This is a genomic window from Mycobacterium sp. 852014-52450_SCH5900713 (assembly GCF_001667075.1).
Taxonomy (GTDB): Bacteria; Actinomycetota; Actinomycetes; order Mycobacteriales; family Mycobacteriaceae; genus Mycobacterium.
The window spans coordinates 67,529-88,666 of sequence record NZ_LZIL01000069.1 but is presented as its reverse complement, the minus strand read 5'-3'; the positions used below and the strand labels follow the sequence as shown (position 1 = coordinate 88,666).

At 65.7% G+C, this 21,138-nt stretch carries 18 protein-coding genes; 5 read left to right on the top strand and 13 right to left on the bottom strand.

Annotation, left to right across the window (positions count from 1 at the left end; translation table 11 throughout):
- Window positions 1-2 precede the first annotated feature (2 nt).
- Window positions 3-104, bottom strand: a complete 102-nt coding sequence (locus A5773_RS26790) for an Ms4527A family Cys-rich leader peptide (RefSeq protein ID WP_369817383.1) — start codon at window positions 102-104, stop codon at window positions 3-5.
- A gap of 175 nt (window positions 105-279) precedes the next feature.
- Here A5773_RS26790 and hemW point away from each other — a divergent pair, with 175 nt between their 5' ends.
- The gene (gene hemW, locus A5773_RS20990; RefSeq protein WP_067261642.1) at window positions 280-1,452 is read left to right on the top strand and encodes a radical SAM family heme chaperone HemW; all 1,173 of its coding nucleotides are present in this window, start codon (window positions 280-282) and stop codon (window positions 1,450-1,452) included.
- Window positions 1,453-1,455: 3 nt separating this feature from the next.
- Here the strand turns inward: hemW and A5773_RS20985 are convergent, their stop codons facing one another.
- From A5773_RS20985 to A5773_RS20975, 3 genes are all read right to left on the bottom strand, one after another.
- Window positions 1,456-2,673, bottom strand: a complete 1,218-nt coding sequence (locus A5773_RS20985; protein WP_066952835.1) for a sodium-dependent bicarbonate transport family permease — start codon at window positions 2,671-2,673, stop codon at window positions 1,456-1,458.
- A 209-nt stretch (window positions 2,674-2,882) separates the two neighbouring features.
- Window positions 2,883-4,118 (bottom strand): sodium-dependent bicarbonate transport family permease, encoded by a 1,236-nt coding sequence (locus A5773_RS20980; protein ID WP_067792378.1) that lies wholly within the window; start codon window positions 4,116-4,118, stop codon window positions 2,883-2,885.
- Window positions 4,119-4,407: 289 nt separating this feature from the next.
- Window positions 4,408-4,620 carry a hypothetical protein gene (locus tag A5773_RS20975; protein ID WP_066952839.1) on the bottom strand — a complete coding sequence of 71 codons (213 nt, stop codon included), beginning with the start codon at window positions 4,618-4,620 and terminating at the stop codon, window positions 4,408-4,410.
- Between the two features lie 439 nt (window positions 4,621-5,059).
- Here A5773_RS20975 and A5773_RS20970 point away from each other — a divergent pair, with 439 nt between their 5' ends.
- Together A5773_RS20970 and A5773_RS20965 are read left to right on the top strand one after the other, a co-directional pair.
- Entirely contained in the window at window positions 5,060-6,412 is a 1,353-nt protein-coding gene (locus tag A5773_RS20970; protein WP_067792376.1) for a salicylate synthase, read from the top strand.
- 170 nt (window positions 6,413-6,582) lie between these two features.
- Window positions 6,583-7,599, top strand: a complete 1,017-nt coding sequence (locus tag A5773_RS20965; protein WP_066952843.1) for an acyl-ACP desaturase — start codon at window positions 6,583-6,585, stop codon at window positions 7,597-7,599.
- 43 nt (window positions 7,600-7,642) lie between these two features.
- Here A5773_RS20965 and A5773_RS20960 read toward each other — a convergent pair whose 3' ends face one another.
- From A5773_RS20960 to A5773_RS20925, 8 genes are all read right to left on the bottom strand, one after another.
- The gene (locus A5773_RS20960) at window positions 7,643-8,584 is read right to left on the bottom strand and encodes a MerR family transcriptional regulator (protein ID WP_066952845.1); all 942 of its coding nucleotides are present in this window, start codon (window positions 8,582-8,584) and stop codon (window positions 7,643-7,645) included.
- Window positions 8,585-8,587: 3 nt separating this feature from the next.
- Window positions 8,588-10,090 (bottom strand): NAD(P)/FAD-dependent oxidoreductase, encoded by a 1,503-nt coding sequence (locus tag A5773_RS20955; RefSeq protein ID WP_066952846.1) that lies wholly within the window; start codon window positions 10,088-10,090, stop codon window positions 8,588-8,590.
- Window positions 10,087-11,007 (bottom strand): reductase, encoded by a 921-nt coding sequence (locus A5773_RS20950; RefSeq protein WP_067261644.1) that lies wholly within the window; start codon window positions 11,005-11,007, stop codon window positions 10,087-10,089. Before A5773_RS20950 ends, A5773_RS20955 begins: the two co-directional genes overlap by 4 nt.
- Before the next feature lie 18 nt (window positions 11,008-11,025).
- Complete coding sequence (locus A5773_RS20945; RefSeq protein WP_067261645.1) at window positions 11,026-11,868, bottom strand: SDR family NAD(P)-dependent oxidoreductase; 843 nt, start codon at window positions 11,866-11,868, stop codon at window positions 11,026-11,028.
- Window positions 11,869-11,871: 3 nt separating this feature from the next.
- On the bottom strand, window positions 11,872-12,882 hold the full coding sequence (locus A5773_RS20940; protein WP_082948327.1) for an alpha/beta hydrolase: 1,011 nt from the start codon (window positions 12,880-12,882) through the stop codon (window positions 11,872-11,874).
- Between the two features lie 104 nt (window positions 12,883-12,986).
- Window positions 12,987-14,237: a hypothetical protein gene (locus tag A5773_RS20935; RefSeq protein WP_067792374.1), complete on the bottom strand. Its 1,251-nt coding sequence runs from the start codon at window positions 14,235-14,237 to the stop codon at window positions 12,987-12,989.
- Complete coding sequence (locus tag A5773_RS20930; protein WP_067261650.1) at window positions 14,237-15,583, bottom strand: hypothetical protein; 1,347 nt, start codon at window positions 15,581-15,583, stop codon at window positions 14,237-14,239. Before A5773_RS20930 ends, A5773_RS20935 begins: the two co-directional genes overlap by 1 nt.
- 71 nt (window positions 15,584-15,654) lie before the next feature.
- Window positions 15,655-17,046, bottom strand: coding sequence for a condensation domain-containing protein (locus tag A5773_RS20925; RefSeq protein WP_066952856.1), 1,392 nt, complete (start codon window positions 17,044-17,046; stop codon window positions 15,655-15,657).
- Window positions 17,047-17,964: 918 nt separating this feature from the next.
- Between A5773_RS20925 and A5773_RS20920 the strand changes: the two genes are divergently transcribed.
- Both A5773_RS20920 and A5773_RS20915 read left to right on the top strand, forming a co-directional pair.
- On the top strand, window positions 17,965-18,711 hold the full coding sequence (locus A5773_RS20920; RefSeq protein WP_082948333.1) for a maleylpyruvate isomerase family mycothiol-dependent enzyme: 747 nt from the start codon (window positions 17,965-17,967) through the stop codon (window positions 18,709-18,711).
- An 86-nt stretch (window positions 18,712-18,797) separates the two neighbouring features.
- On the top strand, window positions 18,798-19,415 hold the full coding sequence (locus A5773_RS20915; protein WP_066952858.1) for a TetR/AcrR family transcriptional regulator: 618 nt from the start codon (window positions 18,798-18,800) through the stop codon (window positions 19,413-19,415).
- A gap of 2 nt (window positions 19,416-19,417) precedes the next feature.
- Here the strand turns inward: A5773_RS20915 and A5773_RS20910 are convergent, their stop codons facing one another.
- Window positions 19,418-21,067: a (2,3-dihydroxybenzoyl)adenylate synthase gene (locus A5773_RS20910; RefSeq protein WP_066952860.1), complete on the bottom strand. Its 1,650-nt coding sequence runs from the start codon at window positions 21,065-21,067 to the stop codon at window positions 19,418-19,420.
- Between the last annotated feature and the right edge of the window lie 71 nt (window positions 21,068-21,138).

Genomic DNA, 21,138 nt, shown 5'->3' with positions numbered 1-21,138 from the left:
CATCAAGGAAGACAGCAACAGCTGCAAACACGCTTGAGATCAATGTGACGCCGCGCCACGAGCGCAATGCGAAGGCTGGGCTGAGCGACGGTCACGTTGCCCATTGTGCCATGCCCGTCGGGGGGCCATACAACCAGGTCAAATATCCGCTCACGGTGAGCGAAATTCGGATTAAGCTGGCCGCGCCGGTGAGAAAAGCCAGGAAAACGCCGCGGGCATCGAGTGCGGGCCGGGGATCGACGCCGCGGCCGGGCAGCGAGCACCGTGGGATCATTTGGCATGGCGCTTCGCGAGGAAACGGTCGAGCTGCCCGAACTGCAGCCCGTCCCCGGGCGGCCGTTCGGGGTGTACATTCACGTGCCGTTCTGCATAACGCGTTGCGGCTACTGCGATTTCAACACCTACACGCCCGCCGAGTTGGGCGGTGTGAACCCCGACGCCTGGCTGGCGGCGCTGCGGACCGAGTTGGAGCTGGCTGCGGAGCGGCTTTCCGGGCCGACCGTGAACACGGTGTTCGTCGGGGGAGGTACGCCGTCACTGCTGGGCGGCGTGCGCGTGGCGGCGCTGGTGGACATGGTGCGTGAGCATTTCGCGCTGGCGCCCGACGCCGAGATCACCACGGAGGCCAACCCCGAGTCGGCCTGGCCGGACTTCTTCGACGCCATCCGCGCGGCCGGCTACACGCGGGTGTCGCTCGGCATGCAGTCGGTGTCACCCAGGGTGCTGGGAGTCCTCGACCGCATTCACACCCCCAACCGATCGGCCGCCGCCGCGCGCGAAGCGCTGGATGCGGGCTTCGAGCACGTCAGCCTCGATCTGATCTATGGGACGCCGGGAGAGTCCGACGACGATCTGCTGCGCTCGGTCGACACGGCGATCGAGACCGGCGTCGATCACGTGTCGGCGTACGCGCTGGTCGTGGAGGAGGGCACCGCCCTGGCCCGACGCGTTCGGCGTGGCGAGCTGGCGGCCCCGGACGACGACGTGCTCGCGCACCGCTACGAGCTGGTCGATGCCCGGTTGTCCGAGGCCGGAATGACCTGGTACGAAGTGTCCAACTGGTCGCGGCCCGGCGGCGAATGCCGACACAACCTCGGCTATTGGGACGGTGGCCAGTGGTGGGGTGCGGGACCCGGAGCCCATGGCTACGCCGGCGCCACGCGGTGGTGGAATGTCAAGCACCCCAACGCCTATGCGGAGAGGCTGGCCGCTCCCGGGCTACCCGTGGGAGGATTCGAGCGGCTGGACGCCGACGCGCTGCACACCGAAGAGGTCCTATTGAAAACCCGGCTGCGGCAGGGTCTTCCGCGTGACGTGCTGAGCCCCGCCGAACTCGAACGCGCCGAAGGCGCGGTCGCCGACGGGTTGCTGATATCCGACGGCGATCGGTTCGTCCTCACGCCGCGCGGTCGGCTGCTGGCCGACGCCGTGGTGCGGACCGTCCTGGGGTAGTGCTCAGCTGCTCGGGAACCAGTGCGCGACTGCGTGATTGATTTCGATGTACAGCGGGATCCCGATGGTGACGGTGTAGGAGAATGTCAGACCCAGCGCGGCGGCCAGCGGCAAGGTCGGGCTCGCCTCCGGGATTCCCAGCCGCTGCACCGCGGGCAGCGTGATGTAGGACGCCGAGCCGCACAGCACGGCGAACAGCACGTAGGTTCCCGGCTGAAAGTGTGTATCGGTGAGGTTGGCGTAGCAGTAGGCGCCCAGGATGCCCAGCGTCGCAAAGACATTGGGCGCCAACAAGCCGAAGATGATGAACCCGCTGCCGGCCAACTTGAGGTCCCGTAGCTTGCGGGACGCCGTCATTCCCATTTCGAGCAGGAACAGGCAGAGCACACCCTGAAACGCCGCGACGAACAGCTCGTTCTGGTCGTGCACAACCTTCTGGCCCTGCAGCGCACCGATGAAACCGATGGCGATGCCGCCGACGAGCAGGATCAGTCCGGGGTTGAGGAAGACCTCCTGCAAAATCGCGCGCGAGAACAGCGGTGCCTTCTTGCGCTGCAGGGTGTCCCCGTCCCACTCGGGATGTTCTCGCTTTTCCAGTGAGAACTCCAGCTCCTCCTCGATCCCGCGCTCGGTTCGCTCGTCCACTCCTTCTGCTTGGGCGGCCGCGCCCGGCCCCACCTTGGCGGCAGCGGTGTAGCCGTGTTCGTCCGGCAGGTAGCCGGAGTCGTCCATTCCGCGGTGCCGGAGTCGGGCCACCAGGTATAGCGCCACCAGGCAGCCGGGAATCTCCATGAACGCCAGGAGGACCGGCATGTAGGCGTCGAAGGCGATCCCGACGCTGGTCAGTACGGCCACGCAGGTGGCGAACGTGCCGGCCGAGTCCGATCCGTAGTAGCCCGCAACCGTCGCCCTGTCGACCCGCCGCAGCCTGGTCAGGTAGCGCAGCAGGACGTAGGTGAGTACACCTATCGCGAAATTCAGCGCGAAGCCCAGCGCTACGAACCCGGCGATGTTGTCGATGTCGGCCGGTTTTACCTTGGCGAGCTCCTCACCACCCTGCCAGCCGATCGCCACCAGGAGGTACATGGTCAGGCCCTGGTAGATCACGTAGGGAAACTCGAACCGCACCTTGAGAATCGGGATGAGGAACCCGAAATAGAAGAACAGCAACAGTGGCTTGAAGAGATTGTGGACGAAGTTCTGCCACAACTCGTAGAGCATGGGCGCCTCCCGGCGACGCAGTCCGGCGCAGCGGGCGGCAGCAAGCGACTCGCGGCGCCCACGAACTTAGTGGAGACCCACGGGCTTCGGCGAGCCGACTCAACCCGTCTTTACGAACAATTAACAACCAGCTGGATCGGGTGTCGACTCAGGTCCGGCCCGGCCGGTCAAAGGAATTGTCGCCCATCTCGATTCGCCGGTGGGCGCAACTAGAACCAGTGGCCGATCAGCCGATTGACCTCGATGTAAAGCGGGATCCCGATCGTCACGTTGTAGGAGAACGTCAAACCGAGTGATGCGGCCAACGGCAGGGTGGGGCTGGCCTCGGGTATCGCCAGCCGCTGGACCGCCGGGACGGCGATATAGGACGCCGCGCCGCAGAGCACGGCGAAGAGCACATAGGTTCCCGGCTTGAAATCGACGTGGGTGAGCGAGGCGTAGATGTGGGCAACCAGGATGCCAAGCGGCGCAAAGAGGTTCGGCGCCAGCAGGCCGAAGAGGATGAAACCGGGGCCCGCCGTTCGCAGATCCTTCAACTTCCGGGAGGCCGTCATGCCCATCTCGAGCAGGAACAAACAGAGCACACCCTGGAACGCCATGACGAAGAACTTGTCGTCGTCGGCGACGACCTTCTGCCCCTGTAGCCCGCTGACCAGGCCGATGATGATGCCTCCCATCAGCAGGACGAGGCCGGGGTTGAGGAAGACCTCTTGGAAGAGCTCCCGCGAGAAGATCGGCGCCCGATTGCTCGACGTGCGAGGCGGGCTCTGGTCGGGCTCCCAGTCTGGATGGTCGAGCTTTTCCAGGGAGAATTCGAGCTCCTCCTCGATCCCGCGCTCGTGTTCGGCCTCGAGGCTCTGGCCGTGCGGGGGCTGGGCCGCGGTGCCGGGCCCGACTCCGACCCTGACCGGCGCGATGTAGCCCGGTTCGTCCATCATGTTTCCCGCCGTGTCCATGCCGCGGTGGCGAAGCCGCGCCACGAAGTACAGGGCCACCAGGCAGCCCGGAATCTCCATGACGGCCAACATGACCGGCATGTAGGCGTTGAACGCCATGCCGATGGCCGTCAGGACGGCAACGCAGGTGGCGAACGTGCCCGCCGAGTCGGATCCGTAATACCCCGCGACCGTCGCTCGGTCGATTCTTCGTAGCGACGTCAACCAGTTCAGCAGCAGGTAGGCGAGGCCGCCGATCACGAAATTGAGCACGAACCCCAACACCATGAAGCCCACGATCACCCCGATGCTGCCGGCGCTGATCTTGGCGAGTTCTTCACCGCCGTGCCAGCCGATGGCCAGCAGCAAGTACATGGTCAGGCCCTGGTAGATCACATAGGGAAATTCGAAGCGCACTTTCAGGATCGGGATGAGGAATCCGAAGTAGAAGAACAGCAGGAGCGGCTTGAACAGGTTATGGGTGAAGTTCTGCCAGAACTCTTGCAGCATTCGATGCCTCCCTCGATGAGTGCGGTGATCAGGGAAAGCACCGTCCGCAAGCGGAGCCACCACGAACATCCCGACGACCGAGCAAAACCTATCCCCGCCGGTGTCAAACCGCCACTCGAATGCAAAGGGTGTAGTACGAGCGTGTCGAAGCGCTGCCGGCTGGCCGGCGCGCAGGAAAATCCCTGTTCAAAGGCCTGTGGCCGGCGATCTTTCGGGGGCGCGCCGGCGGCTTGGCAGGCGTGGATTTGGTGGGAAAGTGCTGTGTATTTGCTGTGGGGTCAGTGAAGTATCAACGCGCCGACGAAATAACCGACGGCCGGACCCCGACGCCCTTCTGGCGGTGTGTCACCGACAGCCATGCCATTGGTGAGTAATGGGTGGTGATTTTCTCGAAACCGTCAACGCGCGAAACCGTAAGCACTCCGGTTTCCTGGTTGATTTCGAGTTCGTCACTGTCGCCGCCCTGGACCTCTTCGCCGTTTGCAAGCCGGATCACGAACATGATGTTGCTCTCGAATAGTCGTCCGGATAGGAGTTCACGCGCCACTCCTTTACCTACTGCGATGGAGCTCACCCGAGCCACCGCGCCCAACTGAAGCCCCGTTGGCGGGTTTGCACGGATCGACTCGATCTTAGGAGAAGTCGCGTCGCCGTGGCCGGTCGATGTTCGGTCGCGACGTAAACAGTGGGGAAACGTTCGGGGTGTCTTTGGGGTGTCGAGGTGCACACAGGGGATGCGGGCGCCGACGACACCGGCTTGGCCGCTTCGATTACCTGCGGAAACTGTTGCGGGTCCGGCCGCCGGGGTCCTGAGCCCCGCGCCGCCCCGGGACCGCCGGCGCATTGACTCGAAGGGAGTTTTAGCGGACCGGCCCGGATTTGCCGGGGCTTGCAGGGAGCGGTTGCGCGCTCCTACATAGGTTAGGCTACATTTACTAACCGTGACCGAGGCCAGCGTTCAGACGAGTTCCGCCGGCTCCACGTCATCGCCGATTCCCCTTCCCGTGCACGTAGACCCGGCCGACCTGGCCGCCGAGCTCGCCGCGTTGCTACCCGAACAAACCGGCGAGGAATACCTGCTCTACGAGCGCGGGGGTCAATGGGTGCTGGCCAGCGGTGTGCGCGCGATGGTCGAGCTGGACAGCGACGAAGTGCGGGTCATCCGGGACGGGGTGGTGCAGCGGCAGCAGTGGTCGGGGCGGCCCGGGCCCGTGCTGGGCGAGGCCGTCGACAGGCTGTTGCTGGAAACCGACCAGCTCTTCGGCTGGATCGCCTTCGAGTTCGGCGTCTACCGCTACGGGCTGCAGCAGCGGCTGGCGCCGCGAACCCCGCTGGCTCGCGTGTTCTGGCCCCGCACGCGCATCGTGGTGGACCGGGATGCGGTCCAGCTGTGGGACGCGACCGCGGCGCATCGCGACGCGGTACTCGGATTGCTGGGTGACGGTGTGCCCGAGGCGCGGCAGGCTCGCGCGGTCGACGTCATGGCCGACCCATCCAAGTACCGCGATCGGGTGGCGTCGGCCGTCGGCGAGATTGCGTCGGGCCGCTACCACAAGGTGATCCTGTCCCGTTGTCTAGCGGTGCCTTTCCGGCTGGACTTCCCGTCCACCTACCGGCTGGGTCGTCGACACAACACCCCGGTGCGGTCGTTCTTGTTGCGGCTGGGTGGAATCCGCGCCGTCGGCTACAGCCCCGAACTGGTCGCGGCCGTGCACGACGACGGCATCGTGGTGACCGAGCCGCTGGCGGGTACGCGGGCGCTGGGTCGCGGCGTGGCCCGCGACCGGCAGGCCCGCGACGACCTGGAATCGAACTCCAAAGAGATTGTCGAGCACGCCATCTCGGTGCGAAGCTCGTTGCAGGAGATGGCCGAGATCGCCGAACCCGGCAGTGCGGTTGTCGCCGACTTCATGACGGTCCGGGAACGCGGGAGCGTGCAGCACCTCGGCTCCACGGTCAGCGGGCGGCTAAGTCCGTCGCACGACCGGATGGACGCGCTGGAAGCGCTTTTCCCCGCGGTCACCGCGTCTGGCATCCCGAAGGCGGCCGGCGTGGAGGCGATCCTGCGCCTCGACGACGCACCGCGCGGACTGTATTCCGGTGCGGTCGTGATGTTTTCGGCCGACGGCGGCCTGGACGCGGCGCTGACATTGCGGGCGGCTTACGAACGCGACGGCATGACATGGTTGCGGGCCGGGGCGGGCATCATCGAAGAGTCCACGCCGGAGCGGGAATTCGAAGAGACCTGCGAAAAGCTGTCCACCCTCGCGCCCTACCTGGTTCCGCGCCGGTAGCGCTCGCGCGACTGACTCGTGCCCCGTCGGAGTCCTCCGGCGGACGGCCCATCCCCGCCATAGGGACCTTTGGCCCTAGTTCGCCGGGTTTCCGGCGTGTCATCTTCATGTAACCGCATGACACAGATACATTGTGCGTTACTTGACGGCACACATAACTGGAGGGTTTCGTGTCCAACGACCTGACCAACCTGCAGCTATTACATGAACTCGAGCCGGTGGTCGAGGACCTGCTGAACCGCCACCTGTCGATGTTCAAAGAGTGGAATCCACACGACTATGTCCCGTGGTCGGACGGCAAGAACTTCTATGCGCTGGACGGTCAGGATTGGGAGCCTGGACACAGCCGGCTCCCCGATGTCGCGCAGGTGGCGATGGTGCAGAACCTGCTGACAGAGGACAATCTGCCGTCGTATCACCGCGAGATTGCGATGAACTTCAGCATGGACGGCCCCTGGGGGCAGTGGGTCAACAGGTGGACGGCCGAGGAGGCTCGGCACAGCACGGCGTTGCGCGACTACCTGGTGGTCACCCGCGCCGTCGACCCCGTGGAACTGGAGAAGCTGCGGCTCGAGCAAATGACCCGCGGCTTCAGCCCGGGGCAGAATCAGCAGGGTGACCTGTTTGCCGAGAGCTTGTTCGACTCGGTCATGTACGTCTCTTTTCAGGAGCTGGCCACCCGGGTCTCCCACCGCAACACGGGCAAGGCATCCCAAGACCCCATCGCGGAGCAGCTGATGGCCCGCGTCTCGCACGACGAGAACCTGCACATGATCTTCTACCGGGACGTCAGCGGGGCGGGTCTGGACATCGCCCCGAACCAGGCGATGAAGTCGGTGCACCGAATCCTGCGCAACTTCAAGATGCCCGGATTCACGGTGCCCGAATTCCGGCGCAAGGCGGTAATCATCGCCGTCGGCGGTGTTTACGACCCGCGCATCCATCTTGACGAGGTGGTAATGCCGGTGCTCAGGAAGTGGCGCATCTTCGAACGCGAAGACTTCACCGGGGAGGCCGCGCGGATGCGCGACGATCTCGCAGTGTTGGTCAAGGAGCTCGAGCAGGCCTCCGACAAGTTCGACGAATCCAAGCAGCGCTACCTCGAGCGCGAGGCCCGCAAGATCGAGAGGATCACCGCCAGCAAGGTGCTGAAAACCGAAGGGACACTGACCCTGAGCGGGCACTGACGGTGATTTTCCGCTGATGAGGGTCTCGCCAAGCCAACATGGCCTAGCCCGACGCCGTTTCCGCCGACGAGCCGGACTCGAGGTAGTCGGCGAGTATCTGGCCCACTAGTGACTCGATGTTGGACTCGATCGACGACGCAAGCGTGGCGGTGACCGTCGCCACGGCTTGAGTGCGGAAGCGCACCAGCATCGTGATCAGCTCGGCGATCTCGGCATCCGGCGGCAACGGCTCGCCCGGCTTGATGCGGTCCAGCACGTGCTCGGCTCCGGCGCGCACCAGCATGTCGCTGATCTTGTCGATTTCGGGCACGATCTGCTCGTGTAGGTCGACGAGCTTCTCCAATTTGACGCCGTACCCACGGATTTCGTTGAACGCCTCGATCAGTTTAGGGCGGGTGACGGTGGCTTGGGCTCCGTCGACCCGGATGACGTGCAGCGCTACCAAGCGCTCGAACGCGTCCGGGTCGTCGACGAGTCGCTGCGCCTCGGCCAGTGCCATGGTCTCCGGCTTCTCGGTGGTCCAGGGGCCCGCGATGGCGGTCTCCAGGCCCAGCACGTCGCCCAAATTCTTGCCCTGCTCCCAGGCGCTGAGCATTTCGCGAACGTGGGCGATGTTGTATCCGCGATCGAGCATCGAGGTGATGAGCCGCAGCCGGGTCAGGTGGGTGTCGTTGAACAGTGCGATGCGGCCGACCCGCAACGGCGGGGGGAGCAATCCGCGGTCGCGATAGACGCGGATGTTGCGGGTGGTGGTGCCGGCCAGCCGGGCCAGGTCATCGATCCGGTACTCACCGGACGCGGGGCCGCCCTGGGGGTGGCGGACCGCCGCGTCAAAAAGCTGCGAGACAGCCGTTTCGATCAATTGCCGGTACTCCCGCGATTGGCGCCGAACGCGCTTGGGCGCGCGCCGCACGTTGTGCAGCACGCTGGCGATAGTGCCGGGTTCGGGGCTTGAAGAACGGCGGGGCGGGCGGTCCGGTGCCATGCGTCAGCCCGGCGCGGCGGCGAGCGCGCGGGTGCGGTACGCCACCGCTCGGTAATCGTCGTAGCGGAAATCCCTCATCTGCCGAAGATACTGCGTCGCGAAACCCGGGTACATTGACCCGTTGTATCCGTCCTTGGTGAGGTACCAGCTGCGGCAGCCGGACATCCAGGTCGTTTTGGCGAGGCGGCGCTGGAGGCTGTCGTTGTGGCGGCGCTGGACCTTTTCACGCACATCGAGATAGCGCAGATCGTTGTCGAGGATGGCGGTGATGCCGCGCACCGCGTACTCCAGCTGACCCTCGATGTAGACCAGCAGGGAGTTGTGGCCCGGCCCGGAGTTGGGTCCGGTCATAACGAACAGATTCGGGTACCCGTGCACGTTGATGCTCTTGTAAGCCTGTGCGCCATCGGCCCATTCGTCGGCCAGCGACCGGCCGCCGAGCCCGGTGACCGCAAACGGCGGCCCGGTCAGATGGACGTCGTAGCCGGTGGCGAAGACGATGGCATCGAGGTGGTGCTCGATGCCGTCGCTGGTGCGGATGCCGGCCGGGCTCATCGTGGCGATCGGCCAATCAATGAGCTTGCAGTTGTCGCGCTGCAGGGCAGGGTAGTAGTCGCTGGAGACCAGCATGCGCTTGCACCCCGGCCGGAAGTCCGGCGTCAGCTGGCGTCGCAGCCAAGGGTCCTTCACCTGCGCGCGCAGGTGTGCCCGCCCCAGGCGCGCGGCCAGCGAGGTCAGCGGTGTGTCCCACACCAGGGCCGTGGCGCTCGCCTCGTGGCCCCAGAACAAGGCCTGCCGCGCAAGCTGCTGGGCGGCGGGCACTTTGGTGAACAGGGCCTGCACCGCCGGCGGGGTGGCGGCATCCAGGCGCGGCAGCACCCAGCAAGGGGTGCGTTGGAACACCTTGACGAAGCCGGCCCGCTTCACCAGTTCGGGGACGATCTGGATCGCGCTGGCGCCGGTGCCGATGACGGCGACCCGCTGGCCCGTGAAATCGTAGTCGTGGTCCCAGCGTGCGCTGTGAATCTTGTGTCCGCGATAGCTGTCCAGACCGCGAATGTCGGGGAAGCTGACGTCCGACAGCGGTCCGGATGCCAGCACGACGGTGCGCGCGCGGAACCGCTTGCGGCGTTTGGTGGTTGCGGTCCAAACCCCGCTAGCTTCGTCGAAGCTCAGGCCGTTGACCTCATGACCGAATCGGATGTGGCGGCGGATGTCGAATCTGGTCGCCATGTCTTCGAGGTGGCGGCAGATCTCCGGGGCGGGGGAGTACGTACGCGACCAGGCCGGGTTCTTGACGAACGAGTACGAATACAGCAGCGAGGGGACGTCGCAGCTGGCACCCGGATAGGTTGTGTCGCGCCAGGTTCCGCCAACCCGGTCGCCGCGTTCCAGGATGACGATGTCGTCTACTCCGGCGTCGGCCAACCGGATCGCGGCTCCCAGCCCGGTGAAGCCGGCTCCGATGATGAGCACCGCGTGGGTGTGGTCGCCTGCCATGGTCACGCCGCCGGCTCGTGGGTGAGTTCTCCAACCCAAGTCGGCACCGACGGAAGCAGGGGCCGCGGATATCGGTCGGAAAGCCATACCATCGAATTCGCCAGCAGGTGGTACGGGTGGCGTGGATTTGTGACCACTCCCGCGTAACGCCTCAGGAAACGATAAGTCGGTACCCGCCTGGTACTTTCGCCGCGATCGCCAAGCTCTTTGAATCTTTTCACAGCTCTGTAAAGCCGCTCCGGCTCCATACCCATGGCCGTGATCTCGTTGCGGATCCTGTTGATCAGCGGTGCGCCCATGATCGCGCCGATGATGAGACCCGGAGTGGCATTGTGACCGACGAAGTCGATCAATAACCGTCGTATCTTCGCGTGCCCGATCATGTCGAGGACTTCGAAATCGACAACCAGGTGGCGTGATTCGTCATTGTTGATCTTCTCGAAGACCTGGTGGCAGATGGGGTCGTGCACCTCGTCGAGGAGGAATTTCAACAGGGCGCCGTCCAGTGCGACTTCGAGCATCGGAATGACCGTGCCCAGCAGAGACAGCGGCATGTCGTCGGCCCAGCGGTCCAGCCAGTCGATCGCCAGTCGGATGTTCACGTTCGGCTCGGGAATCTCACCGTCCTCGAGCATGCCCCAACGCTTCATCAGCGCCAGTTCGGCGTTGGCGTGACGCTGCTCCTCGGCGTGGAAGTAACGGTAGATCTCGGCAATGGTCGGTGTGGGTGCCTTCTTCGCTAGCGCAGCGAAGCCCCGGGCGCCAATGTTCTCGATCCAGCATAGGTCGGCCATGAACGCCTTGAGCTGTGGCCGCTGTTCATCACTGATCATTTCGGCGCCGGGCGCGTCCCAATCGATGTCGGCGAGCGCCCACTGGCGATCCTTGATCTTGGCGAGCATAGCTTCCATGTCGATGGCCACCGGGGCTCCTTTGCTTGATCAGGGCAGGTTGATTCGGGACACCAGTCCGGCCGCACGCGTATAGGCCTGCGGGGCCATGCGTTTGATGCTCCAGCCGATCTTGGCGTCGAGTTGCGGCATGCAGTACAGCTCGCCGCGGTCGTGCGCGTCCAGGCAGATCCTCGCGACCTTGTCCGCGGAGAATCCGGTCCAGCGCATCAATGTGTTCGCCAGCTGGCTGGATTCCTCGCTGATGCGGCCAGACTCGACGATGTTGGTCTTGACGAAGGTCGGGCACAGCACCGTGACTTTCACCCCGGTGCCGGCCAATTCGGCGGCCAAAGTCTCCGAAAGTGACAGCACTCCGGCCTTGCTGACGTTGTAGGCGGCCATGCCCGGGGCCGCGCCGAAGGCGGCCGCCGAGGCGACGTTGATGATGCCGCGGGCAGCGTGCGACGGACCCCGCAGGATCGGGGTGAACACATGGCAGCCGTGAATGGGCCCCCACAGGTTGATGCCCAGCGTCCACATCCAATCGTCCAGCGGCGCATCGCCGATGGCCGCGCCGCCGGCGCCGACACCGGCGTTGTTGATCACCAGCGTTGGCGGCCCGGAAAACCAGGCCTGCGATTGGTCCGCCAGCGCCCGGACATCCTCGAATTCCGAAACGTCGCAACGGATGGCGGTGGCCCTGGCGCCCAGTTCGGTGATCGTGTCGGCCGTCCTCTGGGCGGCGGCTTCGTCGATGTCGCTGCAGACGACCGCGCCGCCGCGGCGGGCGAGTTCGACCGCGAACGCCGCGCCGATGCCACTTCCGGCGCCGGTCACCACCGCCGACGCGCCGCGGCTCGGTTTCGACCTCCCCAGCAATCTGTCCAACATCCCTCAGAGCACCTCCTGGGTCACAGCGCGCGCATCCTGCAACGCGTGGGCGATGAACCTCGCGACGTAGGCCACGGCCTTGGCGGCTTCGGGCGTCACGCGTGGCAGTGCCTGAAAGACGTGCACCTGGTGCGGCCAGATCTGCAGTTCGCATCGCCCGCCCGCGGCTTGGATGTCGGCCGCGAGCTGACGGGCGTCGTCTTGCAGCATCTCGGCTCCACCGGCCTGGATGAGGGTCGGCGGAAGTGGCGGGCCGCCGGCCACATTGAGTGTCAGCCGCTGGTGGGCGGGGTCGACTCCAGCGTGATACATGCCGACCAGGCGAGCCGCGTCGGCCGCCCGGATCGCGGGATCGCGACGCATCCGTTCACGGGCGAGGCACAGCGCGAAGGTGACGTCGTACAGCGGGGAGAACAGCGCCAGCGCGGCCGGGTGATCGGCGGCGACCTCGGGTTGCAGCAACATGTCGACGGCCAGGTGTCCGCCGGCCGAATCACCGGCGACCACAATTTGTTTCGGCGGCACACCGCACGATTGCACCAGCCAATCCCAGCCCGCCCGTGCGTCGTCGGCCGCGGTGGGAAAGCGGTGGCGTGGCGCGAGTCGATAATCGATGCTGAACACCGGCAAGCCGGTCAAGGATGAGAGCCAGGACGTCAATCGCCGGTGGGTTTTCGGCGAGCACACCGCGTAGCCGCTGCCGTGCACGTAGTAGATCGCTCCCCCGGTGGTGGACGACCGCGGCGCCTCGCTCGTCGGCGTGCGCGGTCCGTATACCCATTCACCCTTGACGCGCCGCCCGTCGGGCAGCTTCGTGTCGACGTGTTCGACGCGGGTGCCCGTCAGCGAGGGGCCGAACGTCCCCATGATCCGGGCGACGATCTGGCGCGACAGCCATAACCCCCAGGTCCGCTCGGGGGGTATCAGGCCCGTGACCGGCCGCAGGGTGTAAGCACTTACCGCCGCCGCGCCACGGGACCGCAATGACCCGCGGGCCGGAACACCGTCCGCCATGTCACGCAGTCAATAACAAATGGTGACATTAGTCAATGGCAGTCTCGAGGCAGTTTCGAGGCGATTTCTCGGGTGGCGCGGTTGCGGCCGGGCCGTGGAGCCGGTCAGAACATCCGCGGGCCGCCGAAGCCGGGGACCGTGCCCACCGGGATCAGCACGAGCGCGATCACGAGAAAAATGAACAGCCGCAACGTTTTCGGAGTCGGCGCCTGCTCGATCTCCGGCCTGCGCGCCGCGAAGAGGGCGAACACCATCCCGACGTCGAACGCCACGATCGTCAGCCAGCGGGTCCAGTCGTAGCCGGTCAGGAAGACCGGGGAGATCAACACCGACCCGGCGACGACCCAGGCCACCCGGCCCCGCAGCGCGTCGAGGAACGCACCCAGCGGCACGCCCGAAACACTGCTGAGTCCCCACATCGTCACCACCACGGCGGCGGCTCCGAACACCAGGGACATGGTGAGGCCGACCATGCCGATGTGGCCGACGGTACGGATGGCATCCGTGATTCCGTTGTCGTAGTTCGGCATCACGTTTCGGCACACCCAGTCGTGGTAGTCGGTTTGCCGCGATTGCCCGTCAATGACATAGCGCAGCAACGTGGTTGGCGACGTCACCGTCGCAAACGGGTTCGGCATCAAGTGGTGGGGGACCGACGCGCACAATTGGGCGGCGACGTCGTGACGGCCGAACGCCGCGACCGCGGCCGTCGTGCCGGCTCCCGGCGCCACCGCGAGGAGCACGCCGAGGCCCCGGGCGTCTGTCAGCGCACCGCCCAGGACGATGATCGCCAGCACGGCGCCCAATGCGAACTGCAGCCCTACCGCCTCGTGCATGAGCGTCAGCGCCGCAGTCACAAGACCGTAGGCCGTGCACCATGCCATCGCGACGGCACGGGAACGTGCCAGCAACAACGCTGAGGAGAACAGCGCCAGCGCCGCTGCCCCGAACAGATCCGGCCGGGCCGAGTATGCCGCAAACGGAACTCCAAAGGGCAGCAACGGAATCAGCATCGCCACCAACAATCGGCGCTCAGACCGCGGGCGACCGAAGAGCACTACACCCGCGACCGTTGCCAGGCCGCCGAGATAGACAGCCGTCGACAGCCACCGCAGACTCAGCGTGGCGGAGAAGTAGTGTCCCGGGGCGAGCCGCACCAATTCGCCGGCAAGACCGCGCCGCACGAAGCCATGCGTGTAGTCGGCCGCGTAGTACGACATCCAGTACACGTCGAGCGGAACGATCTTGATCGCGAACCACAGCACCGATGCCGCCCAGGCCGCAATCGCGGCGGCGACACCCGCGTACATGAGGTGGCGCCGGCTTTGAGTCGCTCTGAGGTCCAGGCCCACCATCAGATCTGGCCCTCGTAGACGGTGGTGGCCCCCAGCTGCAGGTCAGCCAGGGCGCTGCACGCGAGCTCGCCGGCTTGCGCTGCGGTGTTGCCGGCGCCGTCCTGGCACGCTATGACGTTGAGAAACCGGCTGCCGTTGATCGTCCCAGTGCTGCAGAACAATTGGCCATGGGTCTGCTCGATGCGGCGGCGGGTGATGCCCTGCTCGGCCAGCCGGATGGAGACCTCGGCTGCATCGGCACCATCGATGCGGCCAACGGCGGGATCGAGGCTTCCGAGGTTCGAGCAGCCGACCGGAAGCCGGCCGACGGACATCGCGATGCCTTCGGCGTGGCGGACGAGCCAGCGTGGTGTGAACGGGACGAGCGGTAACCCCGCGAGCATTTCGTTGGGCTCTTGGCGCAGCGACGTCAGCTCCCTCTTGACATCGGCTCGGACGCAACTCAAGTCGTTGGCCACCGTTGTTCCATCGACGGTAAGGGTGATCGAGGTCAGGGCGTTGGCCCGGTCGTCGTTGCCGGTGCGGTCGCTGACCGGCAGCACGACCGTCACCGAGTTCCCGTCTGGAAGCACCCTGCCGATCCGGCACGCCAGCCGAGCCGCGAATGCGACGAAGAGTGTGTTGCTGCTTCCGTTGAGACTGCGCGCACGGGCTTCCCATGCGGCGGCGTCGGTCTGGATCGTCACCGATGGGAGTGCCGTCTGCTCATCGGCATTCGGGGAGGGCGGGCCGGGCCGCCGCGCCCCGGGCGCAGGCCGGGGACCGGACGAGGCCTTGAGCAGAATCATCAGGGTCGCGATCACGGCGCGGATGACCACCGGCAGCGAACGCATGGCATCGGTCAGGTCCTCGGAGACGGCGCGCAGCCGGCTACGTGAATTCGGCTGCGGGTAACCGCGATTGCGTCTCTCTTTATTCACCGCCTCGGTTACCGCCGTTATCGCCGCGAGTCCATCGACGACGCAGTGTGATGACACCAGGGTGACGGCCGCACCGCCGTCATCCAGCGGCAGCACGCCCATGTGAAAAGTCGGGCCGAACTCGGGGTCGACGGGTACCTGTGCACGTCTTTCGATCCACGCGCCGATCGCCGACCGCGGTTGTCGCGGCTCTAGCGCGATCTCTGGAGAATGGTTGTCGAGTACCCAGCGATGACGCCCGAAAGGCAGCGGTGAGCGCTCGATGCGCCGCCCGAGGAGACCGGCACCGAGATTGTCTTTGAAGGTGCGCAACGCGTCGATGTTCACGTCGCGGTCGTACACCCACGTGCATTGCACCGTGCTGCCCTGACCGGTGGCCCGCAGCCGCAGGAACGCGGCCTGGTCCAGCAGCGCCAGCTTCGTCACCGGCGAGTTAGGAGGTGCATGTGTCTTCAGGCCGCTCACACCGAGACCTGTTGCAGGAGAACGCAAATACATCAGGCATTGTTGTGCAGCCCGGCGTCGGACACCCGGGTGAACTCGGCGCGCATGGTCTCGACATAGCGCCGGACCGATCCGCGAGCGATGTCGGTGCCCGGGTAAGCGACCACCAGTTGCGTTCCGTCGTGCATGCGATTGACCCACATGCACACCGTTTCCGACAGCCGGTTGTCACCCCAGATGCCGGCGCGTAAACCATCGAAGTAGTCACCGAACGGGAGCTTGCGAATGTCGATGTAGGACAACATCGGCACCGGTCGGTCCGGAACCTCGAAGTGGCCCTCCGAGCCGGCCGGTGTCTCGAGCAGGTGGTAATAAGGCACCGCGCCGAGGGCCGTGTTCGCGTCGAACGACGCCTGGGCGGCGCTGACCACTTCGTCGAATGACTTACCGGCGATCGGAATCGCCAACGGGACGAAGCTGGCCAACCAGCCGACCGCGGTGGCGTGGGCGGGATCTCGCCGGTTGTCAAAGGGGGTTAGTCCGAAATATGTGGCCGCGCCGGTTAACCGATGCTCGGCCAGGGCGGCGCACGCGAACACGCCACCGCTGAAGCGCGCTCCCGCGGCACGGCACGCGGCCTCGAAACGCCGGCCCTGGTCGTCATCGATCAGGTCGAACACGTCGATGGCTCCCGGCGTATCCGCGGACGGCTCACCCAGTTCCAGTGGAAACCTCGGCAGTGCACCGTTGTTCGCCGAGAGGAAGGCGCGCCAGCGCTGGATTTCGGGCGCCTCGTCATCGAGGCTGGCGGTGTAGGCGCGCTGCTTCGCGCTGAAATCGCGATGACTGGCTGCGGGCGCCAGCGCGGCCTGCCCGTTCTGCAGCGCGCTGAAGTACGCCGTCTGGACGTCCAGGAAGATCACGCCGGCCGACATACCGTCGGCGCGCAAGTGATCGACGGCGATGTAGATGGTGAACCGGTCCTCGCCCTGGACAATTCCGAAGCTGAAGCAGTCCCATTGCAGCGGATCGGGGGTATCGAGGATGAGCTTGCGGATCTGAAGCGGAGCCATTTCTCCGAGATCCGTTGGCGCAAGCGTGATGTTCTCCGGGTCGGCAATGACGTAGCGGAGGATTTCGTCATTGCCGGTGAAGGCAAACCGGTCGTGGTAGGCATCGTGTCGCCGCACGTGGCTATTCAGCGCTTGCGTCATCGCATCGATATCGCACACGCCGCTGATCTCCCAGGCTCCGATGCACAATCGGGGAATATCGCGGCCGAGGCTGACCTGGCGTCGGTAATAGCGCAGATGCTGCGACTGCTGGTAACTCACCGGGACGGGATGGTATTGCGCTTCTGCGGCGCGCGCGTAAGTGTTCGCGGTGGGATACCAGGATACGACGGTGCCCTCGGCTGTCCAGTCGTCAACCGTGCCCAGGAACATGCGCTACCTTTCCTCGTCAGTTGGCGACGCCAGTCGGATGACCTTAACGCGCCCGCGCGTGAGTTGCTGTACGACTTTGACCTGCCGAGCGAGTTTTATTTCGCGCGACCGGTAAGTGCCTTCTCGCTAGCTGCGTGGAATGTGCATCAGTGATTTGGCTCACTCCGGCATGAATTGGCCCCGCGCATGCCGGCAACCAGGGGGAATAGCTGACTCGCTGACCGTCGCGCGGCGCAAGCATAAAGGTCCCCCTCGGGCCAAACAACCGCACGGGATTGACAGGACCCGCACGATTGCCATCGTCTTGCCGTGCAAGAGCCAACCGGCACGCGGATTCGTTTGATGCGGCGCGCGGTTAACTCCGGACTACTGCTCAAACAAGCCTTTATCTGGACGCCACGGACCCAACGTGTCACCGATAGCGAGCGCTATCTGGGCAATGCCATTCGTGCAACTCCAGGGTCCACGAAACGACGCCTCGATCACCATATCTCAGGCGAGGTTACGGCGGAATAGTACCAGCCAAGGAATTTTTCTGCGCGCGATCAGCCGGCGTGCGAAATGCGAACGGGCCCGCACGGTCGTCAGTGTTGGCTGTCGCCAACGGCTTTCGCCGTGAACGGGGCCGAGTTGCGCGAAATGACCTGCTGATCGGGGAGATTGGCCGTCAGGGCGGCGCCTTTCAGAACGTCGTAACCCGAGCGCCGAGCGTCACGCCAGCGTGACGGCCTGGGTCGGGCGCCACGCTGGCGTGACGCTCGGGCGTGAAGTCGCATGTCGCCAACCCGGCGTTGCACCGCTCCGGGCGGCGCGGCAGCCGTTGGCGCTGCCGCCCGAACGCAGACCGGAGGACCGCTTGACGTCTTACGTACAGGGTGTATGTTCATACATACGGTATGTATGAAAGGGGATAGGGTCATGTCTGCCACGCTCGACGCGATAGCGGAAGAACGCGCAACCGTTCTGAAGGTTTGCACGCAAATGCCTGACTCGACGTGGGCGGAGGACAGCGGGTGTGCTGGCTGGTCGGTCCAGGATCTGGTGTCGCACATGGCGTGTAGCTACTGGTTGGCTGTCGATCCGTCGACGCTGCCGGACCCGGGCGGCCTGCCCGCCGAACGCGCAGCGGACCTGTACGTCGCGTCCCGTCGTTCCATGACCCCGGCGGAGGTCGTGGCCGACTATGAGTCGGTCAGTTCGCGAGGGCTGGAGCTGCTCGCCGCTGTCGAGGGCCAAGATATCGAGATACCGATCGGTGACGTCGGAACTTATCCGGCCTCCGTCGTGCCCACGACTTTTGTCTTCGAGTCCTTCATCCATCTTCGGTACGACTTGTTTGCCCCGGATGGACCGCTGCGGTCAGATCCGCCGCCCGTCGACGAGCTACGGCTTGCCCCCACGCTGGACTGGATCGAGGCTGCACTGCCGCAGCAGAACACCCACCTGCTCAACGGTTTACGCGTGGGTGCCGAGATCCGTCTCGACGGGCTGTGCGCCCGGACCCTGCGCCTCGGCGCCCAGGGTGATGTGGCCGCGCGTATCACGTCCAATTCGGAAGCCTTCGTGCGATGGATAACCCAACGCGGTCCCTGGGAAAGCCTCGGCGTTCAGGCCGAAGGGGACCCGTCTGCCTTAGAGATCGTCCGTCAGCTCAGAGTGTTCTGAACGGCGCAGCCTCCCGCGGTATCGCACCCCACGACCTTCATGCGGTATGCATGACATGCATACCTGGGTGTGAAAGGTGAGGGTGCATGGCGCAGGACGGACGCCGCACACAGGCGGAGCGCGCCGCGGATACGCGTGGCGCGTTGATCAGCGCCGCCCGGCCCCTGTTCGCATCGTTGGGATTCGCCGAGGCATCCCTGGAGACGATTGTGCGCGACGCCGGGGTGACGCGCGGCGCGTTGTACCACCACTTCGCCGACAAGACAGAGCTATTCGCGGCGGTGTTCGAGCAAGTGGAGGGCGAGATGGCGGCCCGGATGGGGGAGGCCGTCGCGGCCGCGGGGGAATCCGATCCGGTCGAGATCATGCGGCTGTGCGCGGGCCTGTGGTTGGACGCGTGTGCCGAGCCGGAGGTCCAGCGCATCGTTTTGCTGGAGGCGCTGGCGGTGCTTGGCTGGGAACGCTGGAGCGACATCGGGCACCGATATAACATCGGATTCGTGACGGCGCTGCTGACCGACGCTATCGAGTCCGGCAGCATCCCACCCCAACCCGTCGAGGCCACGGCCCTGACCGTCATGGGGGCGTTGCGCGAGGCAACGCTCTACATAGCCCGGGCAGACGATCATCGCCAGGCGAGGGCGGATGCCGGCGCGGTGATGGACAGGCTCCTTGAAGCATTACGGGCCAAGCACATCGGCTGACGTCATCCTGGCTGAGCCGAGATCTGGGCAGCGATCGCCTTTTTGTCGATCTTGCCGATCGGTGTGGTGGGCAGGGTGGTCATCGGCACCAGCGCGTCGGGCCGGGCGTGGGCGGCCACCCCACGCCGGTCGAGGTAGGCGTTCAGTTCCGCTAATGTCACCGCTGGACCGGTGAAAACTACCGCCGCGCAAATCTTTTCGCCAAGGTACGGGTCCGGCGATGGAACCGCTGCCGCGGAGAAGATCGACGGGTGGCTGAGCATCTGCTCCTCGAGGTCGGCGGCGGAGATGGTTTCACCGCCTCGACAGATCACGTCCTTGACCCGCCCGGTAACCATTAGATAGCCGTCGTGCCGGAGCCGGATCAGGTCCCCGCTTCGGAAAAAACCGTCGCGGTCGAAGCAGCGTTGATTGTCGCGCTCGGCGCGGTAGTAGCCGTTGAGCGTGTACGGGCCTCGCACCAGCAGCTCGCCTTCCTCGCCTGGCGCCACGGGTTCGCCTTCGGCGTCGACCACGCGCAATTCGTCGGCCGCGCAGAGCGGCCGCCCCTGGGTGCGGTCGGTGAGTTCGGGCGGATCGCCCGGGCGGGTGAAGTTCAGCAGGCCCTCCGCCATCCCGAATACCTGCTGCAGTCCCGGGGTCAACGCGGCGCGGATCAGTCGGGCGTCGTCGGCCTCGAGCTTGGCGCCACCAACTTGCAAGAGCCGCAGGGACTTCGGCGTCACCGGCTCCCATTCGCAGGCCTGCGCCCACAGTTTGGCCAGGGCAGGCACCAGGGCGGTGACCGTGACGCCGTGGCGCTCGATGGCGGCGAATGCGGCCTCCGGGCTGGGGTCGGTGCCGAAGACGGTGGTGGCGCCCACGGTCATCGCGCCGAGCAGCCCGGGACAGGCCAGCGGGAAGTTGTGACCGGCCGAGAGCAGCACCAGATAGACGTCGTCGGCCGTGAGCCCGCACACCTGGGCGCTGGCGGTCGCGTTGAACAGGTAATCGTCGTGGGTGCGGGGGATGAGTTTGGGGGTCCCGGTGGTGCCGCCCGAAACCAGCAGCAGTGCAGGCGATCCCGGATCGCGCGTCGGTGGTGGTAGTGCGGTGACGGCCCGATCACAGAGTTGTGCCCACGACGTGAACGGGCCGGGGTCGCCGTCGACGATGACGTGCTCGAGCGTCGGGTGGTCGTGGGTGAGTTCGCGCGCCATGGCGCGGTAGTCGAAACCGTTTGCCGCATCGGCGATCACCAATCCGGTCGCTCGGCTGACGGCGGCGAAGTGTCCCAATTCGGCGGCCCGGTGGCCGGGCAGGCACATCACCGGGATCGCGCCCGCGCGCAACAGCCCGAACAGCGCCACCGCGAACTGGCAACCGTTCGGCAGTTGCAGCAGCACCCGGTCGCCTGGCGCGATGCCCAGCGCGTGCAGTCCTGCGGCGGCGCGGCGGGCGCGCGCGTCGAGCTGGGCATAACTCAGGCCCGTACCCGCGGCGTCGAGCACGGCCGTTCGGTCGGGCCAGCGCCGCGCCGCGTCGCTCAGGATGGTGTCCAGCGTGCGCCCCGCCCAGTAGCCGGCCGCCCGATAGGCGGCGGCCCGATCGGCGGGGAACGGCACGAACCCGTCGAGGGCCCCAGCGAGGGACGGTGGTGTCTGCGCGGTCATGGGTCCTTAAATCGGGGGCGTAGTAGCGGCGATTTGTGAGTAAGGATAGGGTAACCAAAAATACTTAGGGC